This window comes from Flavobacteriales bacterium (assembly GCA_016700415.1).
Lineage (GTDB): Bacteria > Bacteroidota > Bacteroidia > Flavobacteriales_F > PHOS-HE28 > PHOS-HE28.
On the sequence record CP065018.1, the window covers coordinates 3,688,494 to 3,708,862 of the forward strand.

Annotated in this window: 15 protein-coding genes; 2 read left to right on the forward strand and 13 right to left on the reverse strand. The window is 59.9% G+C overall.

The features are described 5' to 3' along the window. Positions 1–73 precede the first annotated feature (73 nt). A complete protein-coding gene (locus IPP95_15445) occupies positions 74–880 on the reverse strand; it encodes an FkbM family methyltransferase (protein ID QQS72538.1) in 807 nt (268 codons plus the stop codon). A gap of 253 nt (positions 881–1,133) precedes the next feature. On the opposite strand from IPP95_15445, the gene IPP95_15450 reads away from it, so the two are divergent. Beyond that, positions 1,134–2,192 carry a beta-lactamase family protein gene (locus IPP95_15450; protein QQS72539.1) on the forward strand — a complete coding sequence of 353 codons (1,059 nt, stop codon included), beginning with the start codon at positions 1,134–1,136 and terminating at the stop codon, positions 2,190–2,192. 60 nt (positions 2,193–2,252) lie between these two features. Here IPP95_15450 and IPP95_15455 read toward each other — a convergent pair whose 3' ends face one another. After that, complete coding sequence (locus IPP95_15455; GenBank protein QQS72540.1) at positions 2,253–3,113, reverse strand: hypothetical protein; 861 nt, start codon at positions 3,111–3,113, stop codon at positions 2,253–2,255. Between the two features lie 128 nt (positions 3,114–3,241). On the opposite strand from IPP95_15455, the gene IPP95_15460 reads away from it, so the two are divergent. After that, positions 3,242–3,715, forward strand: coding sequence for a hypothetical protein (locus tag IPP95_15460; protein QQS72541.1), 474 nt, complete (start codon positions 3,242–3,244; stop codon positions 3,713–3,715). 225 nt (positions 3,716–3,940) lie between these two features. On the opposite strand, the gene IPP95_15465 is transcribed toward IPP95_15460, so the two are convergent. From IPP95_15465 to tgt, 11 genes are all read right to left on the reverse strand, one after another. Beyond that, entirely contained in the window at positions 3,941–7,657 is a 3,717-nt protein-coding gene (locus IPP95_15465; GenBank protein QQS72542.1) for a T9SS type A sorting domain-containing protein, read from the reverse strand. Positions 7,658–8,038: 381 nt separating this feature from the next. Beyond that, on the reverse strand, positions 8,039–9,907 hold the full coding sequence (locus tag IPP95_15470) for an ABC-F family ATP-binding cassette domain-containing protein (GenBank protein QQS72543.1): 1,869 nt from the start codon (positions 9,905–9,907) through the stop codon (positions 8,039–8,041). Positions 9,908–10,106: 199 nt separating this feature from the next. Beyond that, the gene (locus IPP95_15475; protein ID QQS72544.1) at positions 10,107–10,862 is read right to left on the reverse strand and encodes a response regulator transcription factor; all 756 of its coding nucleotides are present in this window, start codon (positions 10,860–10,862) and stop codon (positions 10,107–10,109) included. A 63-nt stretch (positions 10,863–10,925) separates the two neighbouring features. Then, entirely contained in the window at positions 10,926–13,130 is a 2,205-nt protein-coding gene (locus IPP95_15480) for a tetratricopeptide repeat protein (protein ID QQS72545.1), read from the reverse strand. A gap of 139 nt (positions 13,131–13,269) precedes the next feature. Next, positions 13,270–13,872, reverse strand: a complete 603-nt coding sequence (locus tag IPP95_15485) for an SCO family protein (GenBank protein ID QQS74291.1) — start codon at positions 13,870–13,872, stop codon at positions 13,270–13,272. A 56-nt stretch (positions 13,873–13,928) separates the two neighbouring features. After that, positions 13,929–14,648 carry a DUF2490 domain-containing protein gene (locus IPP95_15490; protein ID QQS72546.1) on the reverse strand — a complete coding sequence of 240 codons (720 nt, stop codon included), beginning with the start codon at positions 14,646–14,648 and terminating at the stop codon, positions 13,929–13,931. Next, on the reverse strand, positions 14,645–15,031 hold the full coding sequence (locus IPP95_15495) for a hypothetical protein (GenBank protein ID QQS72547.1): 387 nt from the start codon (positions 15,029–15,031) through the stop codon (positions 14,645–14,647). The genes IPP95_15490 and IPP95_15495 overlap by 4 nt, the downstream gene beginning before the upstream one ends. A 43-nt stretch (positions 15,032–15,074) precedes the next feature. After that, positions 15,075–16,841, reverse strand: coding sequence for a long-chain fatty acid--CoA ligase (locus IPP95_15500; GenBank protein QQS72548.1), 1,767 nt, complete (start codon positions 16,839–16,841; stop codon positions 15,075–15,077). Positions 16,842–16,970: 129 nt separating this feature from the next. Continuing rightward, a complete protein-coding gene (locus IPP95_15505) occupies positions 16,971–17,663 on the reverse strand; it encodes a DUF4918 family protein (GenBank protein ID QQS72549.1) in 693 nt (230 codons plus the stop codon). Positions 17,664–17,698: 35 nt separating this feature from the next. Next, positions 17,699–18,838: an LptF/LptG family permease gene (locus IPP95_15510; GenBank protein ID QQS72550.1), complete on the reverse strand. Its 1,140-nt coding sequence runs from the start codon at positions 18,836–18,838 to the stop codon at positions 17,699–17,701. A gap of 101 nt (positions 18,839–18,939) precedes the next feature. After that, positions 18,940–20,076 carry a tRNA guanosine(34) transglycosylase Tgt gene (tgt, locus tag IPP95_15515; GenBank protein QQS74292.1) on the reverse strand — a complete coding sequence of 379 codons (1,137 nt, stop codon included), beginning with the start codon at positions 20,074–20,076 and terminating at the stop codon, positions 18,940–18,942. Positions 20,077–20,369: the final 293 nt, after the last annotated feature.

The window sequence follows — 20,369 nt, forward strand, 5'->3', positions numbered from 1 at the left end:
TAGTTGTCCGTTGTCAGGCGTTGCCGCCACGTTGTTGAACTTTGCAATGCAGAGTTCAACTGAGAATGGACAACTAAGAACTACCTGACAGCTTTCTCCCGGGACGAGTTCCCCGAAAAGCTTGCCCAAGGCGCCACCGCAGGTTTTGCCAGGCCATCCGGATGCGCCACTCCCAGGAACGCAGGAACATGCTGGAACGGACGCTGAACGGTTGTTGGCCGGCAAACGCCCGGTTCACCCAAAACTGATCACCGGCCGTACGGCCCACGGTACTGATCACCAGGTCGAAGCCGTTCCCTGTCATGAAGGCCTCCACTTCCTGCTTCACAGGTTGGTCCAGATAGAGCGGTATCCGTTCCACCTCCATCCAGACCGTGCGGATATGTGGTAGCATTGAGGATGCTTTTCGCAAGACCATCAGCTCGGCACCTTGAACATCCATATGGATAAGATCGATGGCCGCTATGGCATGTTCAGCGCAGAAATCATCCAGCGTCCGCGTCGGGACCGTAATACGCTCATTGAACTCGAGCCAAGGGAACACTTCGGTGGCACGGCCGGGTTCCAACAGGGATGAGCTTTTGTTGCCATGGCGCCCCATTTCACCTTGGGCGGAGGAAAGATTCAACACGGCCGTGCCGGCCTGGTCAGAGAGGGCGACACAATGGGCTTGTGCTCTCAATTCAGGATGTTGACTGAAGTTTTCAAGTACCAGGGAGTGGTTGGCGACTACAGGCTCGAAGGCATGAAGCTCCGCCTGCGGGAACATGGAGGCATAGCGAATGCCCTCCGTACCGCTACAGGCACCTATGTCGAATATCTGCTGCATCCCGGAACCGGCGAAGAGGCGGCGGAGGAGGGATCCGTGTGGTGCGCTCATATGCGATAAAGGTATGTCCGCCGAAGCACTTGGGTACCTCTCGTCGCCGCACGATGTCCAGCCTTCCAAAGCCTTGCGGCCCTGGCGAGTTGGAACATACCGCAGAACGGCCATCCATGCTTCAGGGGGCACGGGAGGTCGGCCTACCTGCGGTAGACAGGCTCGCCTAACTCCCGCACCAGAGAACAGGGGGAGAAGCCCCGGATGAGTTCGGGGCCGATGGCGTTAACGCGCCGTTCCACATCTTTACCACATGGCTTCCCCTGATGTCCTCCTTGGAACATGGGCAAAGCACTCGACACCGGGTGTGGCCTACTTGCATTTCGACCGTGTTCAGGTGCTCCATCAGCACTATGCAGGACTCGCCGAAGTCAGCACGCAACGTCCGGTGGATGCCAGCACCAGCTTCCATGGTTTCTCCGTGACGAAGACGATGACCGCCTTGGCCGTGGTGCAGTTGGCGCAGGCCGGACATGTGGACCTGGATGCACCGGTACGCGAGCACCTGCCTGGCATTCCCTGTTCCGGCGATATCCGCATTCGGCACTTGCTCAACCACACGGCAGGGCTACCAAACCCGTTGCCGCTGTCCTGGGTACATGTTCCCACGGAAGCCGACTTCGATCGCGATGCGTTTTTCGCGGCGGTATTCGCGAAGCATCCGAAACTACGCTCCAAGCCCGGCGCGCGTTTCGCCTATTCCAACCTGGGTTATGTGCTGCTCGGGCAATTGATCGAGCGCGTGACCGGCCAACGTTATGAAGAGATCGTTCGTCGTGGGATCTTCGATCCATCAGGCATTGCACCGGATGAATTGGGCTTCCAGTATCCCACGAACGGCGCACATGCAACGGGGTATTTGCGTACACCCGGCCTGTTGCCACTTCTATTGCCGTTCATGCTGGATACCAAGCGGTACATGGGCGAACGCGTCGGACGCTGGAGGCCGTTCAAACCTTTCCTGCTGAACGGCGCCTCCTACGGTGGCAGCTTGGGAACGGCCCATGGATACCGCAAATACCTGCAGGCGCTGCTCACCCCTAACAAGCTCGTGAATGATCGATGGCGTGAGCAACTGTTCACGGAGAACCTCGACGCTGCCGGCCGCCGCACGGGCATGGCCATGGGCTGGTTCACCGGTTCATTGAAGGGGCATGCCTTTCTAGCGCACGCCGGTGGCGGCGGTGGCTACTACGCGGAACTCCGCCTGTACCCTGCTATCGGCAAGGGCAGCGTGGTGCTCTTCAACCGGACCGGGATCCGTGATGAGCGGGTGTTGGACGAACTGGATGCACCGCTGGTGCCCGGGTGAATCGGGGGCAATTCCCGGTCGGACCGGGAACACTGGCGGGAGCGCGGGCGATCGTGCCCGTCACTTGCACCCCTTCTTGAACCTCTCCCAATCAAGCTCCACACCGTTCGGATAGGCCGCCGCCACATCCGCATCGATCCGTGCCACTAATTCCGGGAAACCCATGCCATAGACCTGCTCGAAGCTGGTGGATCCCTCCTGCCACAAGGTCCCGAACTTCTCCACGCCGAAGTGCTCCAGCAAATACTGCACGATGCATGCGGATTGATGGTAGGCGGTCATCTCGTCGCGGTGATAGAACCCGTCCATCAAGGAGTCCGTGGGGAAGGTCATGTCGTGGGTGAGGAGATAGCTGTAGATCTCACGCACCGTGTATCCGTTGCACTGGTCCGCGGCATAGGTGGCCAGGCCCTCGTTCAGCCACAGGTTGTCCTCCGGTGGGAAGCCCCACTTTTCCATCGCGATCATGTGCATGGTCTCATGGATGATGGGCGCAGGGATGATGTTCTCCTTCTCGATCGTCGCCGGATCGTCGGTGGCTACAAAGGCTACTTCCTTGATCCAAAAATCCGCGTGGCCGGAAACGCCGATGTTGGTGGCCTCCTTCATGGCGGCCTTGGACGGGTAGAACCTGATTTTGTACGGCACTGAGAAGGTGTCCACCTCCAGCATCGCCATGTTCCGCCGGATCGCGGCCATGCACGCATCCACAAGCGAGTCGCGGTGCGCGTACGCAAAGCCTTCCTCGGGAAAGATGAAGGTGTAGTTCTCGATCGGCTTCGTCACCGAACGTTGCACCGTCCAGCCCGTCGCTTCCACGGACAGGCCGTCGCGCTCGTTCACCGGGGTACAGGCGACACCCAAGATCATCAAGGCCAGGTAACCTGCTGCGGACCGGGACTTTTTGGTGGTAGTGTTCATTGGACCGCTCAAGATAGGGAACTGCTCCGTGGCCTGTTCACTCAGGGGCGCAGTACCCGCTTTGGCCGGAAACAGGGGCGGGAGATAGAGGGATCGCTTAACTTTGAACTTGGCCAAACACCTCAGTGATGACATTCGAGACAACAGCCAAAGTCTCCTTGACGCTTGAGCAAGTGCTGGAGGTGGTGAAGCAACTTCCCGCAAAGGCGAAGCTGCGGATCGCCAAAGAGCTGGAGCAGGATGGCGTGAAGGCGGAATGGGACTTCGTGTTCGGTGCCTTCAAGAGCCGCGAGTTGGACATGGCAACCATCAATAAGGCCGTGGAAGCCGAAAGGGCCAAAGCCTATGCCAAGCGCCGTTTGCGGGTAAAGCTGGTCGTTGATACCAATGTCCCCCATCCCGGCGCTCGGCTGTTTGCCGAGTGCCATGCGCGCATCCGCCTCCTGCGGGCACCGTATCTTAACGCCTCAAATAACATCAGCACAGCCCGCCAAAGGCTGATCGAAGCGGCGGGCACTCGGCAGATCCGTGAGGTAATTGCGAAGCCGAGCGCCGGGGCGGTGTTTTCAAAGGCGTTCGGATCATCGCTCCCTCGAAGTTGATGGCGGAGCTCAGTGGTGGGCTTTAGCCCTCACTGCCGCATGTGGTGTAGCCGGCTGTAGACTGCTGGCAACACCAGCGCGCTGCTCTAATACGGAGAGCAGCCCCACCAGTGGCCCCGGCCTGTTCATTCAGGAGCCATGCCCCGTGCCTACGGCAGGCAAGTGCGGCAGGCAGGCGCATTGCGCGGTTGGGCCGGGAAATGGTGGGGGCAAGGGACATCTTGTTCACTCCACAACGAAGCGCCCCGAGTATTGTATCTCCGTGCCATCCAGTACACGGATCATGTAAAGACCCGGTACCAATGAGGACGCATCCAAATGCAATGCGCGGTCCCCATTGCCCACCATGGTCAGCAGTGCCCGGCCCTGTACGTCCATTACCTCGATCCGGGCGTGAACGCTCAGTACCTCCTCCGTATACAGCATGGTGGTGCCATGCACCGGGTTCGGGAAGATGACCCCATGACCCGCTTGGACCTCTGGGATCCCGGTAGTGCTCACGTAGAACGGCTCACTTTCATTGACGCATCCGAACGGCCCTGTGACCGAAACGCTGTAATAACCTGTTTCCGAGGCCAGATATGCGGACTGGATCGCGCCGGGGATCGGCGATCCGTTGAACAGCCATTGAAATCCATTCCCGCTTGATGCCCCGAGCAATCCATTGCCAAGGTCGGTGATGGTGGCCGTGTACAGGCTGCAGTCCAGCAATGTGCTCACCGCGTTATTCGTGATCACGGGATCGTTCTGGTCGAAATGGATGGCCGCCTGGTTCGAGATAAGGGTCCCGTTCTCCTGGCCCGGTACCACCCTGGTCCGGAAGGTGAAGAAGCCTTGGCTGCCGGCCCTGTCCGTAGCGCTGTCCGGCAGTACGATACCACGGAATTCAACTACCAGTTCACCGCCTGGTTCTATCGAGATACGACCGGGAGCATGGCTGTATCCAAGCACTTGCACCGCATCATGGAACAGCGCGGGGTCCAGTTGGTCCCGAAGGATGACATCCTGGGCCGGCGCATTCCCCGTGTTCTGGAAACGGATGGTGTAGTCCAAATGGTCCGTATGGAGGTCAATGATCCCCAAGGGACCGGTACCTCTCGGATCGACCAGCTTGTCGTTTGGATCGTATGAACAGAGATGATCATAGCTCCAAGCGTAGGAGAATGTATCCGTCACCGCATTGAGCTGGTCCTCACGAAGCACGTTGACCGAACTGTTCAACTGTTGACCGTAGAACTCAGCGCTGGGACGGGTGACGTTGAGCACATAGGTGCGGATCTCCTCATAATTCAGACCCGTGAAATTCCATTCGAGGTGGTGACCTTGCACCACATCCGGGGTCGGCTCGGCGCCGTTGAACGCGAACAGGGTGTCCAGGTCCACTGTGAGCCTTCCGTGCTCAACCCTTGTGCCCATGTTCGCCATCACCACGTATTGATGTGCGGCACTTCCGCATGGCGCCACCATATCCTGCAGGCTGGTCACGATCAATGAGGTGTCAACGGCTGCAGTGATCCCCAGGTCCAAGCCGATGGCAACGGGTTGCGAGCCGGTCAACACGGCTTCTTGGAAGGGTGGCGTGGAACTCACCTGCCAAAAAGCGTTGGGCAAAACCGGATGAACTTGGTACGTACCACTATCGGCAAAAATGATGAAGTGGCCGAGCGTATCCGATAATGCGGTGGAGGACTGGGGTAGGCTCTGTACGGAAGCCCACAGGGCACCGGGTTCCGCGGGTTCAGCTTGTCCGTCCCCGTTCAGATCATGGAAGAGCCTGCCCTCCATGTGGAAGGGGGAGCCGATGTAGTTCTCATACCAGACCACCCTGTCGTCCAGATTCGATGAGACCAACACATCCGGATCCCCATCTTGGTCCAGGTCACCAACATCAATATAGATCGGGGAATACAGCAGGTCACCGATCACCTGCGGCCCGGAGAAACCGCCCGAGCCGTCATTCAGGAAGGAGGCAACGGTGCTGTCGAACCAAGAGCACGCCACCACGTCCTGGTCGCCGTCCGCATCCAAGTCCGTTGCCGCCAGACCGCGCGGGGCACCGAGAGGCCCGATATCGATGGGACTTCCAAAATTGCCGTTGCCCAAGTTGCGGTACCACGCGATCTTGTCCGGTGACTCGGTACTGGTCAGCATGTCCTTGATGCCGTCCCCGTCCATATCGGCCCAAATGATGCGGTCCACAGTACCGATGGCCGGTGCAATGTTCTGGGCGGCACCGAACTGCCCTGAACCATCATTCGGGAACCACTGGTAGACATCATCGAACTGGTTGCCCATCAATACGTCCAAGTCCCCGTCCGCATCCACATCCACCAAGGACATGCCTTGCGGTTGATAGCTGGTGTAGTTATCATAGGCTGGGATCGTGAACGTTCCGGACCCATCGTTCAAGGCGACCTTCAGCCCAGCATCATCCAGATAGCCCAGCAGTAGATCCACGTCCCCGTCGCCATCCATATCCCCGACCGCAAAACCGGTCATGTACCCCACACCCGGCATCAGCACACGCGGGCCGAACTGCCCATCGCCATTGTTGAGTGAAAGCCCAAGCTCATATAAGGGGGACCTTGAGATCAGGTCCAAGTCACCATCGCCATCCACATCCACAGCAAGGGCGAAACTCATTCCGGAGCTGACCGCGATCACTTGTTGTGCCCCGAACGAACCCGCACCAATGTTGGGGTACCAGGCTAATTTGCCGTCCCCACTGGAAGCCGTGACCACATCCAACATCCCGTCCCCATCGAGGTCGGCACAGAAACTCATGTACACGTTGGATGTTTCCGAAGAACCTACCGTGTAGGCGCTGCCGAATTGTCCTGAACCGTTGTTGGCATAATAGACGAGCAGGTCAGCCGTATACCCCGATGCAACCACATCCAAGTCCCCGTCATTATCAAGGTCACCCGCCATAACGGTCCCAGGGTTGCCCAATGAGTTGCTGATCACTTGTTGAGGGCCGAACAGCCCCGCGCCATTATTGGCATACCAAGAGATCACGTAGTTGGGGCTTGAGGCCCCCGCCACCACGTCCAGGTCGCCGTCCCCATCGAGATCGGCCGCATACACTCCGCGTAGATAGGTGTTGCTGTCGTCGGTAATGAGCGATGAAGTACCGAACGTTCCGGTGCCATCATTGGAGAACCAGCTGATCTTGTTGTCGCCCCCGCTGCCCACCAGTACATCCAAGGTGCCATCGCCATTGATGTCCACCGCGGAAACGTAAGAGGCGTACATGGACAAAAGCGAAATGATGCGTTGCGAGCCGAAGGTGCCATCCCCGACGTTGGGATACCACTTGACCACGTTGTTGCCTGCTTCAGCCACAATGAGGTCAAGGTCGCCGTCCCCGTCAAGATCTCCAGTGGCGGTCATAATCGGGTTGTTCAACGCAGTTACTAAGTCGGTTCCTTCAGTGAATTGCCCGTTGCCGAGGTTGTGGAACCAAGTGATCGTTCCACCGCCGCTGCACGACGCCACGACATCGGCCAGACCGTCGCCGTCCAAGTCGGCGGACTGCACACTCCATGGTCCCAATGCCGTAGTGGACAGCACCCTTTCAGGCCCGAAAAATCCGGCTCCATCATTCCGGTACCATACGATCTTGTTGCCATCGTGCGCACTCGCCAATACGTCCAGGTCCCCATCCCCATCCAGATCCACGGCCTCACATCGGCTCGCCCCAAGAAGGTCTTGGGCGATCACCTGTTGCTCCCCGAATACACCTGCCCCAAGGCCGGGATACCACGCGACCTGATCATTGGAACCCGCGCTTGTCAACAGGTCGTTGAGGCCATCGCCGTTCAGATCCGCAACAACAATGCATGACGGTGCAGAGGCGGAACGGGAGATGTTCACTTGCGGCCCGAATTGGGCCTGTGACACGAAGGGCAGTAGGAAAAGTAACAGGGTTGAACAGCGCATGGGAAGGAGTTGTGGATAATCAAATATATCCGTTCCCGAATAGTGCGGATGTCAACGCTCGTGCCATATGTTTTCGATAGCTGATATTTTCGTGTGCCGATCTGAAGACTGCTGGCAGCTCCAGCGCGCTGCTCAACTACGAAGAGCAGCCCCTTCGCTGCCGCAAGTGTTCCAGCCTTCCACAGGATTGCGCTCCTGAGTGGCTGGGTCACTTGTGGCCTACAAGAGGCGGAAATCCAAATGCACCAATGGCCAAGGGCCCAATACGCCTGAGACGGAATGCGCCTGAAAAGTCAAGAGACCAAAAGACCCAATACGCCTGAGCCCGAACGCACCTCAAAAGCCTGAAAGCCGAAGGCCAAAAGAGCCTAACACCCAAGCCTATTCCCCCTCCACCTTCTCCATCAAAACCAACCATCGTTCCCCCAGCGTATCCAGCTGCGTGGTCACCTTCTCCAGGTCGATGGAGAGTTGCATGATGGCATGGTGGTCGGCGGCCTTCGCCAGCATTTCCGCGGCTAGTTCCTCCTTCTTCTTTTCCAGCGTGGGGAGGTCCTTGTCGATCTTCTTCAGTTCGTTGCGCTCGGCGAAGGTCATCTTGCCGCTGGCCTTTTTCTTCGTCGGGGCGGCCTCCACAGGGGCTTCCACCTTCTTGGTTGGGCGGGAGGCGAGTTCCCGCTGGTAGTCGCGCAGCTCGGTGTAGCTGTGTACCCATTCCTTCACCACGCCGTTGCCCTCGAAGACGAGCAGCTTGGTGCAGAGCTTGTCCATGAAGAAGCGGTCGTGGCTTACGATGAGCAGGCAGATGTTGAGGTCGGTGAGGAAATCCTCCAGCGCGTTGAGGGTGGGGATGTCGAGGTCGTTCGTCGGCTCATCCAGCACCAGCACGTTGGGGTTCTTCATCAGCACGGTGCAGAGGTGCAGCCGGCGCTTTTCGCCGCCGCTGAGGGTGCTGACGTACTGGTACTGCTTCTCCTTGTCGAAGAGGAAGCGCTCCAGCAGTTGGGCGGCGGTGAGGGACTTGCCTTTGCTCAAGGGGATCAGCTCGGCGATGTCGCGCACCACATCGAGGATGCGCTGGTCCTCCTTTAGCTGGAGGCCTTGCTGGCCGAAGATGCTGAGCACCACGGTATCGCCGATGGTGACCTTGCCGGCGTCCGGCTCGGACCGCTTGGTGAGCAGATCGATGAACGTGCTCTTGCCGATGCCGTTCGGCCCCACGATGCCGATGCGGTCGCCGGCCTTCAGGCTGTAGTTGAAATGCTCCACGATCTTCTTGTCGCCGAAGCTCTTGGTGAGGTTGCGGGCCTCGATCACTTTGCCGCCGAGGCGTGAGCTCTGGATGTCGATGCTCACCTGGCCGTGGTCGAAGTTGCGGTTGGCGAGGTCCTTCAGCGTGTCGAAGGCCTGTAGGCGGCTCTTGCTCTTGGTGCCGCGTGCGCGGGGCATTTTGCGCACCCATTCCAGCTCGCTGCGCATGAAGCCTTTCAGGTGGTGCTGAGTGGCGTTGCGCACCTCGTCCAGCTCGGCCTTCTTCTCCACGTAGTAGCTGTAGTTCCCCTTGAAGCGGGTGAACTCACCGAACTCCATCTCGATGATCTCGTCGCAGACGTTGTCCAGGAAGTAGCGGTCGTGCGTTACCAGCAGCAGGGTGACGTTGGGCGCGGAGAGTTCCTGCTCCAACTGCTCGATCATGTGGAGATCGAGGTGGTTGGTGGGCTCGTCCATGATGAGCACATCGGGCATGTCGATGAGCACCTTGGCCATGCCGAGGCGCTTCTGCTGGCCGCCGCTGAGGGTGTTCACGGGCTGCTCGAGGTCGCGCAGGCCGAACTGGAAGAGGAGGCGCTTCACGCGGGCCTCGTGGTCCCAGGCGTTCAGCTCGGTCATCTTTTCGATGGCGCTGTGGAGGGCGTCGCCGTCGAGGTTCTGCGCTACGGCGTGCTCGTAGGTGCGGATGGCGTTGGTGACGGGGTCGTCGCGGTCCAGCATCTCGTCCACGAGGCTGTGGGACGCGGTCATCTCCACGTTCTGGTCGAGGTAGCCGATGCGGAGGCCCTTGTTGAAGCTGATGATGCCCGAGTCCGGCGTCTCCAGCCCGGCGATGCATTTCAGCAGGGTGCTCTTGCCGGTGCCGTTGCGTGCAACGATGGCGGTCTTCTGGCCTTTTTCAAGTCCGAAGGAGATGTTCTCAAAAAGTTGGCGTGGGCCATAGCGCTTACTGATGCGCTCAACGGAAAGGCAGTTCATGGGAGAGGCCCGATTTGCGGGGCGCGAAGGTACGGTGAGTGCAGTCGGGAGTCTTTTAGTCGGGAGTCGTGAGCCACAAGCTGCTAGCCGCAAGCTGTGCGCCGGAGGCTTGGAGCTTGTGGCTTAAGGCTTAAAGCTTGTGGCTGTGAGAAAAGTCGGACTCACGACTCCCGACTCCCAGACTCAAGACTTCCCCTGATCACCACTTCTCAACGCGCTCCAGCAAGGTCCGCATCCGGGTCGCTCCTACTTCGATCACGGTGCCGTCGGACATGGTCACCGGTTTATCCGCACCGAGGGAGCGCCTGTCCAATTGATGGATGTTGACGAGAAAGTCGGGATGCACGCGCAGGAATGTGTCGGGATCGAGCATGCCCTCGAAGGCTTTCAGCTCCCGTTCAACTTGTATGTGGCCCTTACTGCTGGTATGCACCAAAGTTCCGCCGTCTTTGGCCTCGCAGCAGATGATCTCCTGTTGCGGAAGCTGGACGGTGCCATCGGGGGTGGGCAGTGCGATCTCCACCCCGGGGCCTTCGAGGCTTGTCAGGTTCATCAACAAGGACATGAACCGGTCCGGTCCCTTGGGCTGCCGCAGGAGCTGCTTTGCCTTACCGATGGCGTTGGTCAGCTCTTCCGGGTCCACGGGTTTCAGCAGGTAGTCCAATGCGCTGAAGCGGATGGCCTTCACGGCATAGCCCTCGTGCGCCGTGGTGAAGATCACGTGCGGTCGGTCCGGGCCCATGGCCTGCAAAAGGTCGAAGCCCGTGAGGTTTCCCATCTCGATATCGAGGAAGAGGATCTTGGGTGCCATTCTCCCCAGCAGGGCGATGCCTTCCGGCACGTTCACGGCCATGCCGAGCAGTTCCACTTCGGGATGTCTTCGCGCGAGCAGGGCTTGGAGGCTGTCGCGGCAATGCTGTTCATCATCGACGATAACGGCTGTGAGCTTTTCCATGGGGTGCGGGATGTGGTGAAAAGGTAGGGGATCAGGAATTCAACGGGACCTCTGGGGGATCGATCACCCTTCCAGCAGCGGCATCTCCACTTCCACGCGCGTGCCCTGTGGCAGATCCGTGTATTGGAAGCCTGCCTTGCCGCCGTGCTGCTTCTGCACCAGGTCCAAGCGGGCGCGTGTGATCGCGGTGCCCAACGAGGTTTTCTTCACGGGTCGTCCCGGAGCGGGAGCAGTTTTTTTCGCGTTCCTGCCTGCCCCGTCATCCTCAATGGTCCATATCATTTGGTTCTTGCGTTTGGCCACGTTCAGGGTAATGTGGCCTTTGCCTTCCTTGCCGGCCATGCCGTGCCAGATGGCGTTCTCCACGAAGGGCTGCACCACCAAGGGAGGCACCAACACCTCTTCCGGATCTATTCCGGGATCCACGGTAATGGTGAAGTCGAACTTGTTCTCCATGCGCATGCGTTCGAGCTCGAGGTATCCGCGCAAGGCTTCCAGGTCATCCGCGAGGGGGACTTCCGCATGGCGGCTGTTCTCCAGCACCGAGCGCATCACCCGCGCGAATTTGCTGAGGTAGCGGGTCGCGCTGTCCTGATCATTGCGTTGCACGAATGCATTGATGCTGTTGAGGGCGTTGAAGATGAAGTGCGGGTTCATCTGGCTGCGGAGCGCCTGGGTCTCCAGCGTGGCGGCCTCTTTCTCGAAGCGTTCACGCCTGCGCCTGCGGTCGCTCATGGTCCACGCCCCGATGCCGCCGAGGAGGAGGACGGCCCCGGCGCCGGTGGCGAGCGCGCGGTTGCGGTTCTGGTCGGCGCGTAGGGATTCGATGGTGCGCGCCCCTTCGAGCTGGGCGCGTTCAGCGGAATGATGCATGCTGTCGGCGAGTTGCTGCTTGGAGAAATCGTAGAGCAGGTCGCGCCGGGTCAGCTGGTCGTGGGACCGTTCATTGTCTATGCTGTCACGTGCGCCGATGAAGGTCTCGTAGTACTTCAACGCGAGCATGCCGTTGCCGAGTTCCTTGTTGGCCAAGTAGAGGCATTCGCAGTTCTCGCGGCGTTCATCGGTGGCGATCCCGGCGGGGGCCAAGGCGAGCCCTTCGGTACACCGCTCCAGCGCGGCGCGGGCATGTCCTTGGTCCAGCTCCACCCGCCCCAGCTCGGCGAGGGCCAGGGCCTCACCGGACGCGTCGCCGAGCTGCTTCGCCAACCGGACGGCCTCGTTCAGCGTGCGTGCGGCATCGACGGGGCGGCCCGTCGTGCGGAAGGCGGTTCCGAGCCGTCGCAGGGTGTGCCCCATCAGGTCTTTGGCATCCACGGCCCGTTCGAGGTCCAGGGCTTTGTTCAGCATGACCAGTGCGCTGTCCGGCCGGCCCATTACCAGTAGCATTTCGCCGATGCTGCTACTGGCGGTCATCTCGCCTTGGCGGTAGTCCACCTGCCTGTATTTGGCCAAGGCCTGCCGCAGCAGGGCGAGGGCACTCTCCTGATCGCCGAGCGAGGCTTTCAGGCTGGCGACCGTGGTAAGGCAGGCGGCGACGTCCTGTACACTTCCGATGCGCTCGCTGATGGCTAAGCTCCGGTAGGTCATGTCGATCCCCTCGCCGATGCGCCCCATGGATTGGTACACGTTGCCCATGTTGCCGTAACCGCCGGCCTCCAGGTCGTCCATGCCCAAGAGATGGGCCAGTTCCGTCGTGCGCCTGTACCAGACCAACGCGCTATCCCTTTGACCTTTGATCTCCCAAACGCGGCCCATGCCGTTGTAGCAGTAGACCACTCCGTGGGGGTCGTTGGCGGAGTTGTGCAGGGCGATGCTCTGGCGGTACAATACCAAAGCGGTGTCCAAGCGGCCCGCGTTCATATGTGCCATGGCCATGGTGCTCAGCACGGCCCCGGCCCCGACACGGAAGCTGGAGTCCGGCCTCATACCGTACCACTGGAGGGCCGTGTCCAAGTAGTCCAGTGCGGGAATGGTGGAGCGGACCATCAGCTTAGCGATCCCGAGGTCCTTGTAAGCCAGTGCGGCCATCAGGGTATCGCCCTGTTGCCGGGCTTCCCGGAGAAGCTTTTCCGCAAGGGCCCTGGAACTGTCCTGGTCCACGTTCCGCATGGCCCTGACCAATTCGTTGAGCGTCATCAACCGTGCACGCACGTTGGCTTTCGGGTCGCGGTAGGCGTGCCACAGCGAGTCCAAGGCGGGGTTGTTGCTGGCTGCTGGGCACCAGAAGTGGAACAGGAGGAAGACGGCAAGAATTACAGCGCGTGCCATAGTGGGGACGTTTTGGGGTGGACGAAGAGCAAGGTAGGACTTCGGTCGACCCCGGAGATCCTTCAGGAGTCTGTGAGTCTTGAGTCGGGAGTCCTATCCTCGACTCAAGACTCACAGACCCATGACTTACGGCTCAGAACTACATCTCGTCAAGCAACCTGAGCATGTCCCTCATGGCCTTGTCGGCCTCGGCGGGCTTGGTGCCGTCGTAGAAGCCGCGGATCCTGCCCTGCGGGTCCACCAGCACGAAGTTTTCGGTATGGACGAAGTCGTCCGGGCCTCCGTCGCCCTGGTCCACGGCGGCGAAATAGCTGGTGCGGGCGAGGTCGTAGATCTGTTGCTTGTCGCCGGTAAGGAGACGCCAGCGCTCGTGCTGCACGCCGTATTCCTGGGCGTAGGCCTTCAGCACGGGCACGGAGTCGGTCCCGGGGGTCACGGAATGGGAGAGGAGCATCACGCGGTCATCGTCTTTGAAGGCTTCCTGCACCCGCACCAGCTGGGTGCTCATCTTGGGGCAGATGCTTCCGCAGGTGGTGAAGAAGAAATCCGCCAGCACCACTTTGCCTTTCACGTCAGCGAGCGAAACGCTGTCGCCGTCCTGGTCGATCAGGTGGAACTCCTTGATGTGGTGCTCGCCCTTTTCGCCCTTCGCGGCGTCGCCCACCAAGCGCGGGTCCAGTTGGGAAGGGTGATAGACGGGCAGTTCCCCGGAGGGCTTGATGATGAAGTAGCCGATCACCACGGCCACGACGAAAATGGCGCCGAACGCGAGGATACGGAAGAGGAAAGAAGGGTTTTTCACTTTTTCTTGAATGAGCCTTCGAAGGCGAATATGAGGATCCAGGCGTTTCCCGGTGCCACGGTGTTCACCTCTTGGTCATAACGGACGGCAAGGCCCAATGTCCGCTTCTTCTTTTTATCGAGCGCCAGGTCCGTTCCCAACTCGTAGCGCATGCCCCCCAAGCGGTTTTCCGTGTAGTGCAGGGCGTAGAACATTTCGGCGCTCACATGCGGGTCCAGCTTCCAGTGCGGGATGTTGTACTCCACCCCCAAGCGCTCGCGGAAGGTGTCCCGGATCTTGTTTACCGGCTTGAATTCATGTTCATACCGCGTGCGGCTGTCCAGCTTAAGGCGGCCGGTACCCCATGAGAGGGAAGCTTGAAGGCCGATCCGATGCACGTTATCGGTGTAGCGGTCCTTGAGGGCATAGCGATACTGCACGGCCACCTTCAGGAAGTCCGTCACCTTGTATTCCGGGGCAAAGGTGAAGTTGACCTGCTTGGTCTCGCTGGCCCATTCCCGGGTCCGCCATTCCACCTCACCGTTCAGTTTGAAGTTGCGGCGGAACCCGCCCTCCACCACATTGCCCTTTTTCTTGGCGAACGGTTTGTAACCCACACCGAGGCTCATCCAGACCTGTCCGTCCGTGACCGGTACGGACGTGTTTTCCTGGGCTGTGGCACCTTGGATGCAGGCCCATGACAGGCCGACGAACGCGATATGCCGCAGGAAGCTCAAAAGTTGTCCGCAGTGATGACGGGCACGGTCACGACGTCCTTCTTCCCATCGATCGTCACTTGCCGCTCGATCGCCACGGAATTGCCCGGGCAATCACATTCCCCGTAGGTGTAGATCGTGTAGGTGCCTTTGCGCAGCCAGCGGAACGCGAACTGGCCGTCCGGTCCGGTGCGCACGTCGTCATCCTGGAATTCATGGTCGCCATAAACGATGTACACGCGGGTGTCCTGGTAGGGATAGGGATCACCTTGCGGGTTGCCCGCACCGTTCACGTCCTGTCGCATTACGGTACCATTGATCTCGGCCTTGCCGCCCTCGCCTTCTTCCTTTTTGCAGGCGGAAAGGAGCAGTAGGCATAAAACAAGGACTGACGTGTAGCGCATTTCCGATGGTTTTGTTGGGCGTGAAAGTAGGAAGGACGGCCGATCAGGTCCCGGCGTAGATCCCTTCCACGGCATCCGCGTATTTCGCGAGCACCGGTTTCCGCCGCAGCTTCATGGACGGGGTGAACTCGCCGCCGTCGATGCTCCAGTCCTTGTCCAGGAGCGCGATCTTCTTCACCTGCTCCCAGTGCCCCAGCCCTTGATTGGCCGTATCCACCTCCTGCATGACGCGGTCGATGATGCGCTGGTCCTTCACCACCTGCTCGTTGCTGGTGAAGGGGATCTCCTTCAGCTTGCAGTAGTCCTGGAGGAAGGCGAAGCTGGGGACGATGAGCGCGGCGGGGAACTTGCGGTTCTCGCCGATCACCATGGCCTGCTCGATGAAGCGCGAGGCGCGCAGCTTGTTCTCGATCACCTGCGGGGCCACGTATTTGCCGCCGCTGGTCTTGAACATTTCCTTCTTGCGGTCGGTGATGTAGAGGAAGCCCTCCGCGTCCAATTTGCCGATGTCGCCAGTGTGGAACCAACCTTCGGCGTCCATCACTTCGGCGGTGATTTCCGGCTGCTCGTAGTAGCCCATCATCACGTTGGGTCCTTTCACGAGGATCTCGCCGTCCTCCGCGATCAGCACCTGCACATCGCGGAGCAGCTTGCCCACGCTCTTGAATCGGAGCCCGTCGTTGCGGGCGTCGTTCACGCTGACCACCGGCGAGGTTTCCGTAAGGCCGTAGCCTTCCATCACCGGCACGCCGGCCGCGTTGTAGATGCGGGCCAGTCGCGGATTCAACGCGGCGCTGCCACTGGCTACGCAGAGCACTTCGCCCCCGAGGGCCTCGCGCCATTTGCTGAAGACGAGCTTGTTCGCGATCGCCAGTTGCAGCCGGTACCACGCGCTGGTACCATGCACATCATAACGTTCGCCCAGCCCGATGGACCAGAAGAAAAGCTTGCGCTTGATGCCGGTGAGCGCCTCGCCCTTGGCCAGGATGGTGTCGAAGATCTTCTCCAACAGGCGCGGCACGGCCGTGAAGACATGAGGCCGCACCTCGCGGATCGCTGCGCCAAGGTCTTCGAAATCCGCTTTGAAGTGGACGTTCATGCCGACGTGGTGGTAGAGGTACATCAGCATGCGCTCGTAGATGTGGCAGAGCGGCAGGAAGCTGATGCAGCGCGTGCCTACGCTCACCGGGAGCCGCTCCGCGCTACCCTCCACGTTGCTCATGATATTGTGGTGGCTCAGCATCACGCCCTTGGGTTTGCCGGTGGTGCCGCTGGTGTAGATGATCGTGGCCAGTTCCGATCCCTTTATGGCCGCCTTGTTCAGCTCCAGTTGGGCACGATGTTCCTCGCCCTTGTTGAGCAGCATGCTCCAATGCGGCAGGCCGTCCAAGCGGTCGAAGGTGAAGAGGTGTTTGAGGCCGGGGACCTGGGCGGCCGCGGCTTCTGCTTTTGCATGGATCTCCTCGGAACCGGCAAAGAAGACCTTGGAGCCTGAATGGTTGAGCACGTAGGCATAATCCTCCGCGCTGCTGGTAGGGTAGATGGGCACGCTGATGGCGCCCATGCGCGTGATGGCCTGGTCGGTGATGCACCACTCGCTGCGGTTGCCGCTGGCGATGGCCACCTTGTCGCCGGGCCGGATGCCGAGCGCCATCAGGCCCAGCGCCAACTTTTCGGCGGTCTCAATGACCTCTGCCGTGCTGTAGGAGATCCACTTGTCGCCTTCCTTGGTGGCGATACAGACCTCCTGCGGAAAGTCCGCGAGTTGGCGGTCGAGCAGGTCAAAAAGCCGGGAAGGATCGGGTCTCATTCAATAATTGGGATTTTCAAGATCTTCAAAGGTCGATACGATCTTGGGTCGGATGCCCCCAAAATAGGGATAATGGATCCAGTCATGAGTCTTGAGTCCGACCTAGACTCACGACTCATGACTCCCCGACTACAAGTCCGCGGCGGCCACATACTTCTCCACATACTCATCCAGTCGCTTGAACCTGTATTGCATCACAAAGCGCGGATGCTCCAAGGGGATGATCCGCCCGAAGAAGCCGTGCTTGTCGTTGAGCTTCTTCAGGAAGGTGAGGTTCTTGCCGGTGCCGATGCAACAGGCCACGTCCGTGCGCAGGCCGGTGGCGATCAGGTCCCGCAGCCATCGCACCACCACGGGCGTGATCGCTTTCTGCAGGGCCGCATCATCGTAATAGTTCAGGTTCAATGGCGTGCCTTTGGGGCCCGTGTGCGTGAAACCCAGCGGGCAGATCGCTTGCACATAGACGCGGTCGTAAAAGGCCTCAGCACCACCGGCAGCGCGTACCGCCCGATAAAAGAAATCGCTGCTCGGCTCGTGGGTGCGCATGCCTTCCACGGGAATGCCCAAGTCGGCCTCACAGCGCTTGGTGTCCGTGAAGCAGATGCCCGTGCTGCCCGCGCCCAGCCTGCCGGGATTGATGCCCAGCATCAGCATGCGCGGCCGCTCGTCGGCATAGTATTGCCGGTGGAAGAGTTTCACGATCCGTCGGACCTCTTCAGCGTTCTCCCCATTGAAGGGGTCCAGCACGTTGATGCCATCAGGCAGCTTCACCTTTTTCAGGTTGAAAGCGAAAACTTCCTTCAATAGACGATCGGCGAGCATGGTGCAAAGTTGGCAAGGACACGCTGCACGGCCGCTCACTTCGGCGCCTTCCAATAGATCCACACCCCGACGATGCCGAAGATGATGTTCGGGATCCAGACCGCCAGCGTTGGGTTGAACGCGGAGTTGGTCGCGGCCACCGTCGTCATCTTCATGGTGAAGACGTAGAGCAGGCAGAGCAGCACGCCCAGTACCATGTGTACGCCGGTGCCGCCCCGCACCTTGCGGCTGGCGATGCCCACGCCCATCAGCGTGAAGACGTAGGTGGCGAACGGGTAGGAGGTGCGCTGCTTCTGTTCCACCTCGTAGTAGGCCACCTTGCTCCCGCCGCGTGCCTTCTCGGCCTTGATGAAGTCCGCGATCTCCGTGCGGTCCAAGGCGGCGGCGATGTCGAGCCGCTGGCCCAGATCGGAGGGCTTCAACGGGATGATGGTATCCAACAGCGCTCCCCGGCGGATGCGTTCCGGTAACATGACCTCCTTCTCCGCCAGCAACCCATTGCTCTCCTCGATACCGACAGCGCCTTGGTCCGGAGGGATCTCCCGCGTCATGTAATCATGCACTTTCCAGCTCCCGGAAATGGTGTCGTACACGGCGCGGTCGCTCATCAGTTTGAAACGCAGCTGGCCGTCCACCCATTTCTCCAGGCTGAAGCGGTAGCCGGTGAGCTTGGACATGTCCACGGACTCGAAGTAGACGATCTCGCCCGGCGCGATCTCGCGGAGCACATTGCTTTCCTCCAGCTTGTAAGTGCTCCAGATGTGCGCCTTCTCGAAGGCGAGCCGCGTGCGGTTGGCATGGGGCAGCAGGAAGACGTTCACGTAGAGTGAAAGTGCCGTGAGGATCGTGGCAGCGATGAAGAACGGCTGCACAAAACGTGGGAAGCTCACCCCGCTGCTCAGCGCCGCGATCACCTCGCTGCGGCCCGCCAGTCTGCTGGTGAAGAGCAGCACGGCGATGAAGATCAACAGCCCGCTGAACAGGTTGCTGTAGTAGATGATGAAGTTGAGGTAATAGTCCACCACGATTTCGTATAGGCTGGCCGAGGTCTTGGCTAAATCCTCCGTCTTCTCGCTGATGTCGAACACCACGGCGATGGCCATGATCATGATCAGGATGAAGAAGAACGTCCCCAGGAACTGCCGGATGATATAGCGGTCTAGGGTTTTGAACATGGTTGACAAAGGTCGGTCTTATAGTCGTGAGTCGTGAGTCGTGAGTCGTGAGTCTGGAGTCTGGAGTCGGACTCATGACTCCCGACTCACAGACTCCCGACTCACCCGGATATCCTCGTCTTTAACTTCGGCAGCATCCCCGCCTTCCACTCGGAAAACGTCCCGTCCAGGATCTTCCCGCGTGCCTCGGTCATCAACGCCACATAGAACGCCAAGTTGTGCAGGCTGGCGATCTGCAGGCCCAGCAGCTCGTTGGTGACGAAGAGGTGCCGCACGAAGGCCTTGCTGTAGGCGCTGTCCACGAAGCTGGTGCCGTTCGGGTCCAGCGGGGAATGGTCGTCCGCCCACACTTTGTTCTTGATCTGCACCACGCCTTCCCGGGTGAACAGCATGCCGTTGCGGCCGTTGCGGGTGGGCATCACGCAGTCGAACATGTCGATGCCGATGGCCATGTTCTCCAGCAGGTTCCAAGGGGTTCCCACGCCCATCAGATAGCGCGGCCGGTCCTTCGGCAGGATGTCGCAGCAGAGCTCGGCCATGGCATACATCTCTTCCTCCGGCTCGCCCACGCTGAGGCCGCCGATGGCATTGCCGTACGCGCCTTTCTTGGCGATGTATTCCGAACTGGCTTTCCGCAGTTCCGGAAAAGTGCTCCCTTGTACGATGGGGAAGAGCGCCTGCTCGTGGCCGTACTTCGGCTCCGTAGTGGTGAAGCGATCGAAGCAGCGGTCCAGCCAGCGGTGCGTGCGGTGCATGCTGTCCGTGGCGTACTTGATCTCGCAGGGCCATGGCGTGCATTCATCAAAAGCCATCATGATGTCCGCGCCGATGGTGCGCTGGATGTCCATCACGTTTTCCGGCGTGAACAGGTGCTTGCTGCCATCGATGTGGCTGCTGAACTTCACGCCTTCCTCGGTGATCTTCCGGATGTCGCTGAGCGAATGCACTTGGAAGCCGCCGCTGTCGGTGAGGATCGGCCCGTCCCAGCCATTGAATTTGTGCAGCCCGCCCGCGTGCTCGATCACCTCCATGCCGGGCCGCAGGTAGAGGTGATAGGTGTTGCTGAGCATGATCGAGGCCTTCACATCGTCGCGCAGCTCGCGCATGTGTACGGCCTTCACGCCGCCCAGCGTGCCCACGGGCATGAAGATCGGCGTCGGCACCACGCCGTGGTCGGTAAGGAGCTCGCCTGCGCGGGCTTTGCTCTTCGGGTCGGTGGTCAGTAGCTTGAACTCCATTCGGGGCGCGAAGATGGGGAAGGTGGGAGTGTCTAATGCCATTTCGCATTCCAAAGTCACCTTGATCTGAATTGATATCCGCCGTGCCGCTAATTTTCTTTAGTGGCGTGTAACCTATTTCTGGATTAGCTGATGAGAAGGATTAGCTGATTAGCTGATGGTTGCCCTGAGCAACGCCATCAGCTGATCTCGCACATCAGCTAATCAGCACATCAGCTAATCATAACGGAAACTGCGTTCCGCCGCGCGCCCATTCCCTTTAGGCCCATCCACGCCGACGTTGTTCATAACTG

Bases quoted from the DNA above. Each gene is read 5' to 3' on its own strand.
- IPP95_15445 (QQS72538.1), bottom strand. From the start codon at position 880: ATGAGCGCACCACACGGATCCCTCCTCCGCCGCCTCTTCGCCGGTTCC.
- IPP95_15450 (QQS72539.1), top strand. From the start codon at position 1,134: ATGGCTTCCCCTGATGTCCTCCTTGGAACATGGGCAAAGCACTCGACA.
- IPP95_15455 (QQS72540.1), bottom strand. From the start codon at position 3,113: ATGAACACTACCACCAAAAAGTCCCGGTCCGCAGCAGGTTACCTGGCC.
- IPP95_15460 (QQS72541.1), top strand. From the start codon at position 3,242: ATGACATTCGAGACAACAGCCAAAGTCTCCTTGACGCTTGAGCAAGTG.
- IPP95_15465 (QQS72542.1), bottom strand. From the start codon at position 7,657: ATGCGCTGTTCAACCCTGTTACTTTTCCTACTGCCCTTCGTGTCACAG.
- IPP95_15470 (QQS72543.1), bottom strand. From the start codon at position 9,907: ATGAACTGCCTTTCCGTTGAGCGCATCAGTAAGCGCTATGGCCCACGC.
- IPP95_15475 (QQS72544.1), bottom strand. From the start codon at position 10,862: ATGGAAAAGCTCACAGCCGTTATCGTCGATGATGAACAGCATTGCCGC.
- IPP95_15480 (QQS72545.1), bottom strand. From the start codon at position 13,130: ATGGCACGCGCTGTAATTCTTGCCGTCTTCCTCCTGTTCCACTTCTGG.
- IPP95_15495 (QQS72547.1), bottom strand. From the start codon at position 15,031: ATGCGCTACACGTCAGTCCTTGTTTTATGCCTACTGCTCCTTTCCGCC.
- IPP95_15500 (QQS72548.1), bottom strand. From the start codon at position 16,841: ATGAGACCCGATCCTTCCCGGCTTTTTGACCTGCTCGACCGCCAACTC.
- IPP95_15505 (QQS72549.1), bottom strand. From the start codon at position 17,663: ATGCTCGCCGATCGTCTATTGAAGGAAGTTTTCGCTTTCAACCTGAAA.
- IPP95_15510 (QQS72550.1), bottom strand. From the start codon at position 18,838: ATGTTCAAAACCCTAGACCGCTATATCATCCGGCAGTTCCTGGGGACG.
- tgt (QQS74292.1), bottom strand. From the start codon at position 20,076: ATGGAGTTCAAGCTACTGACCACCGACCCGAAGAGCAAAGCCCGCGCA.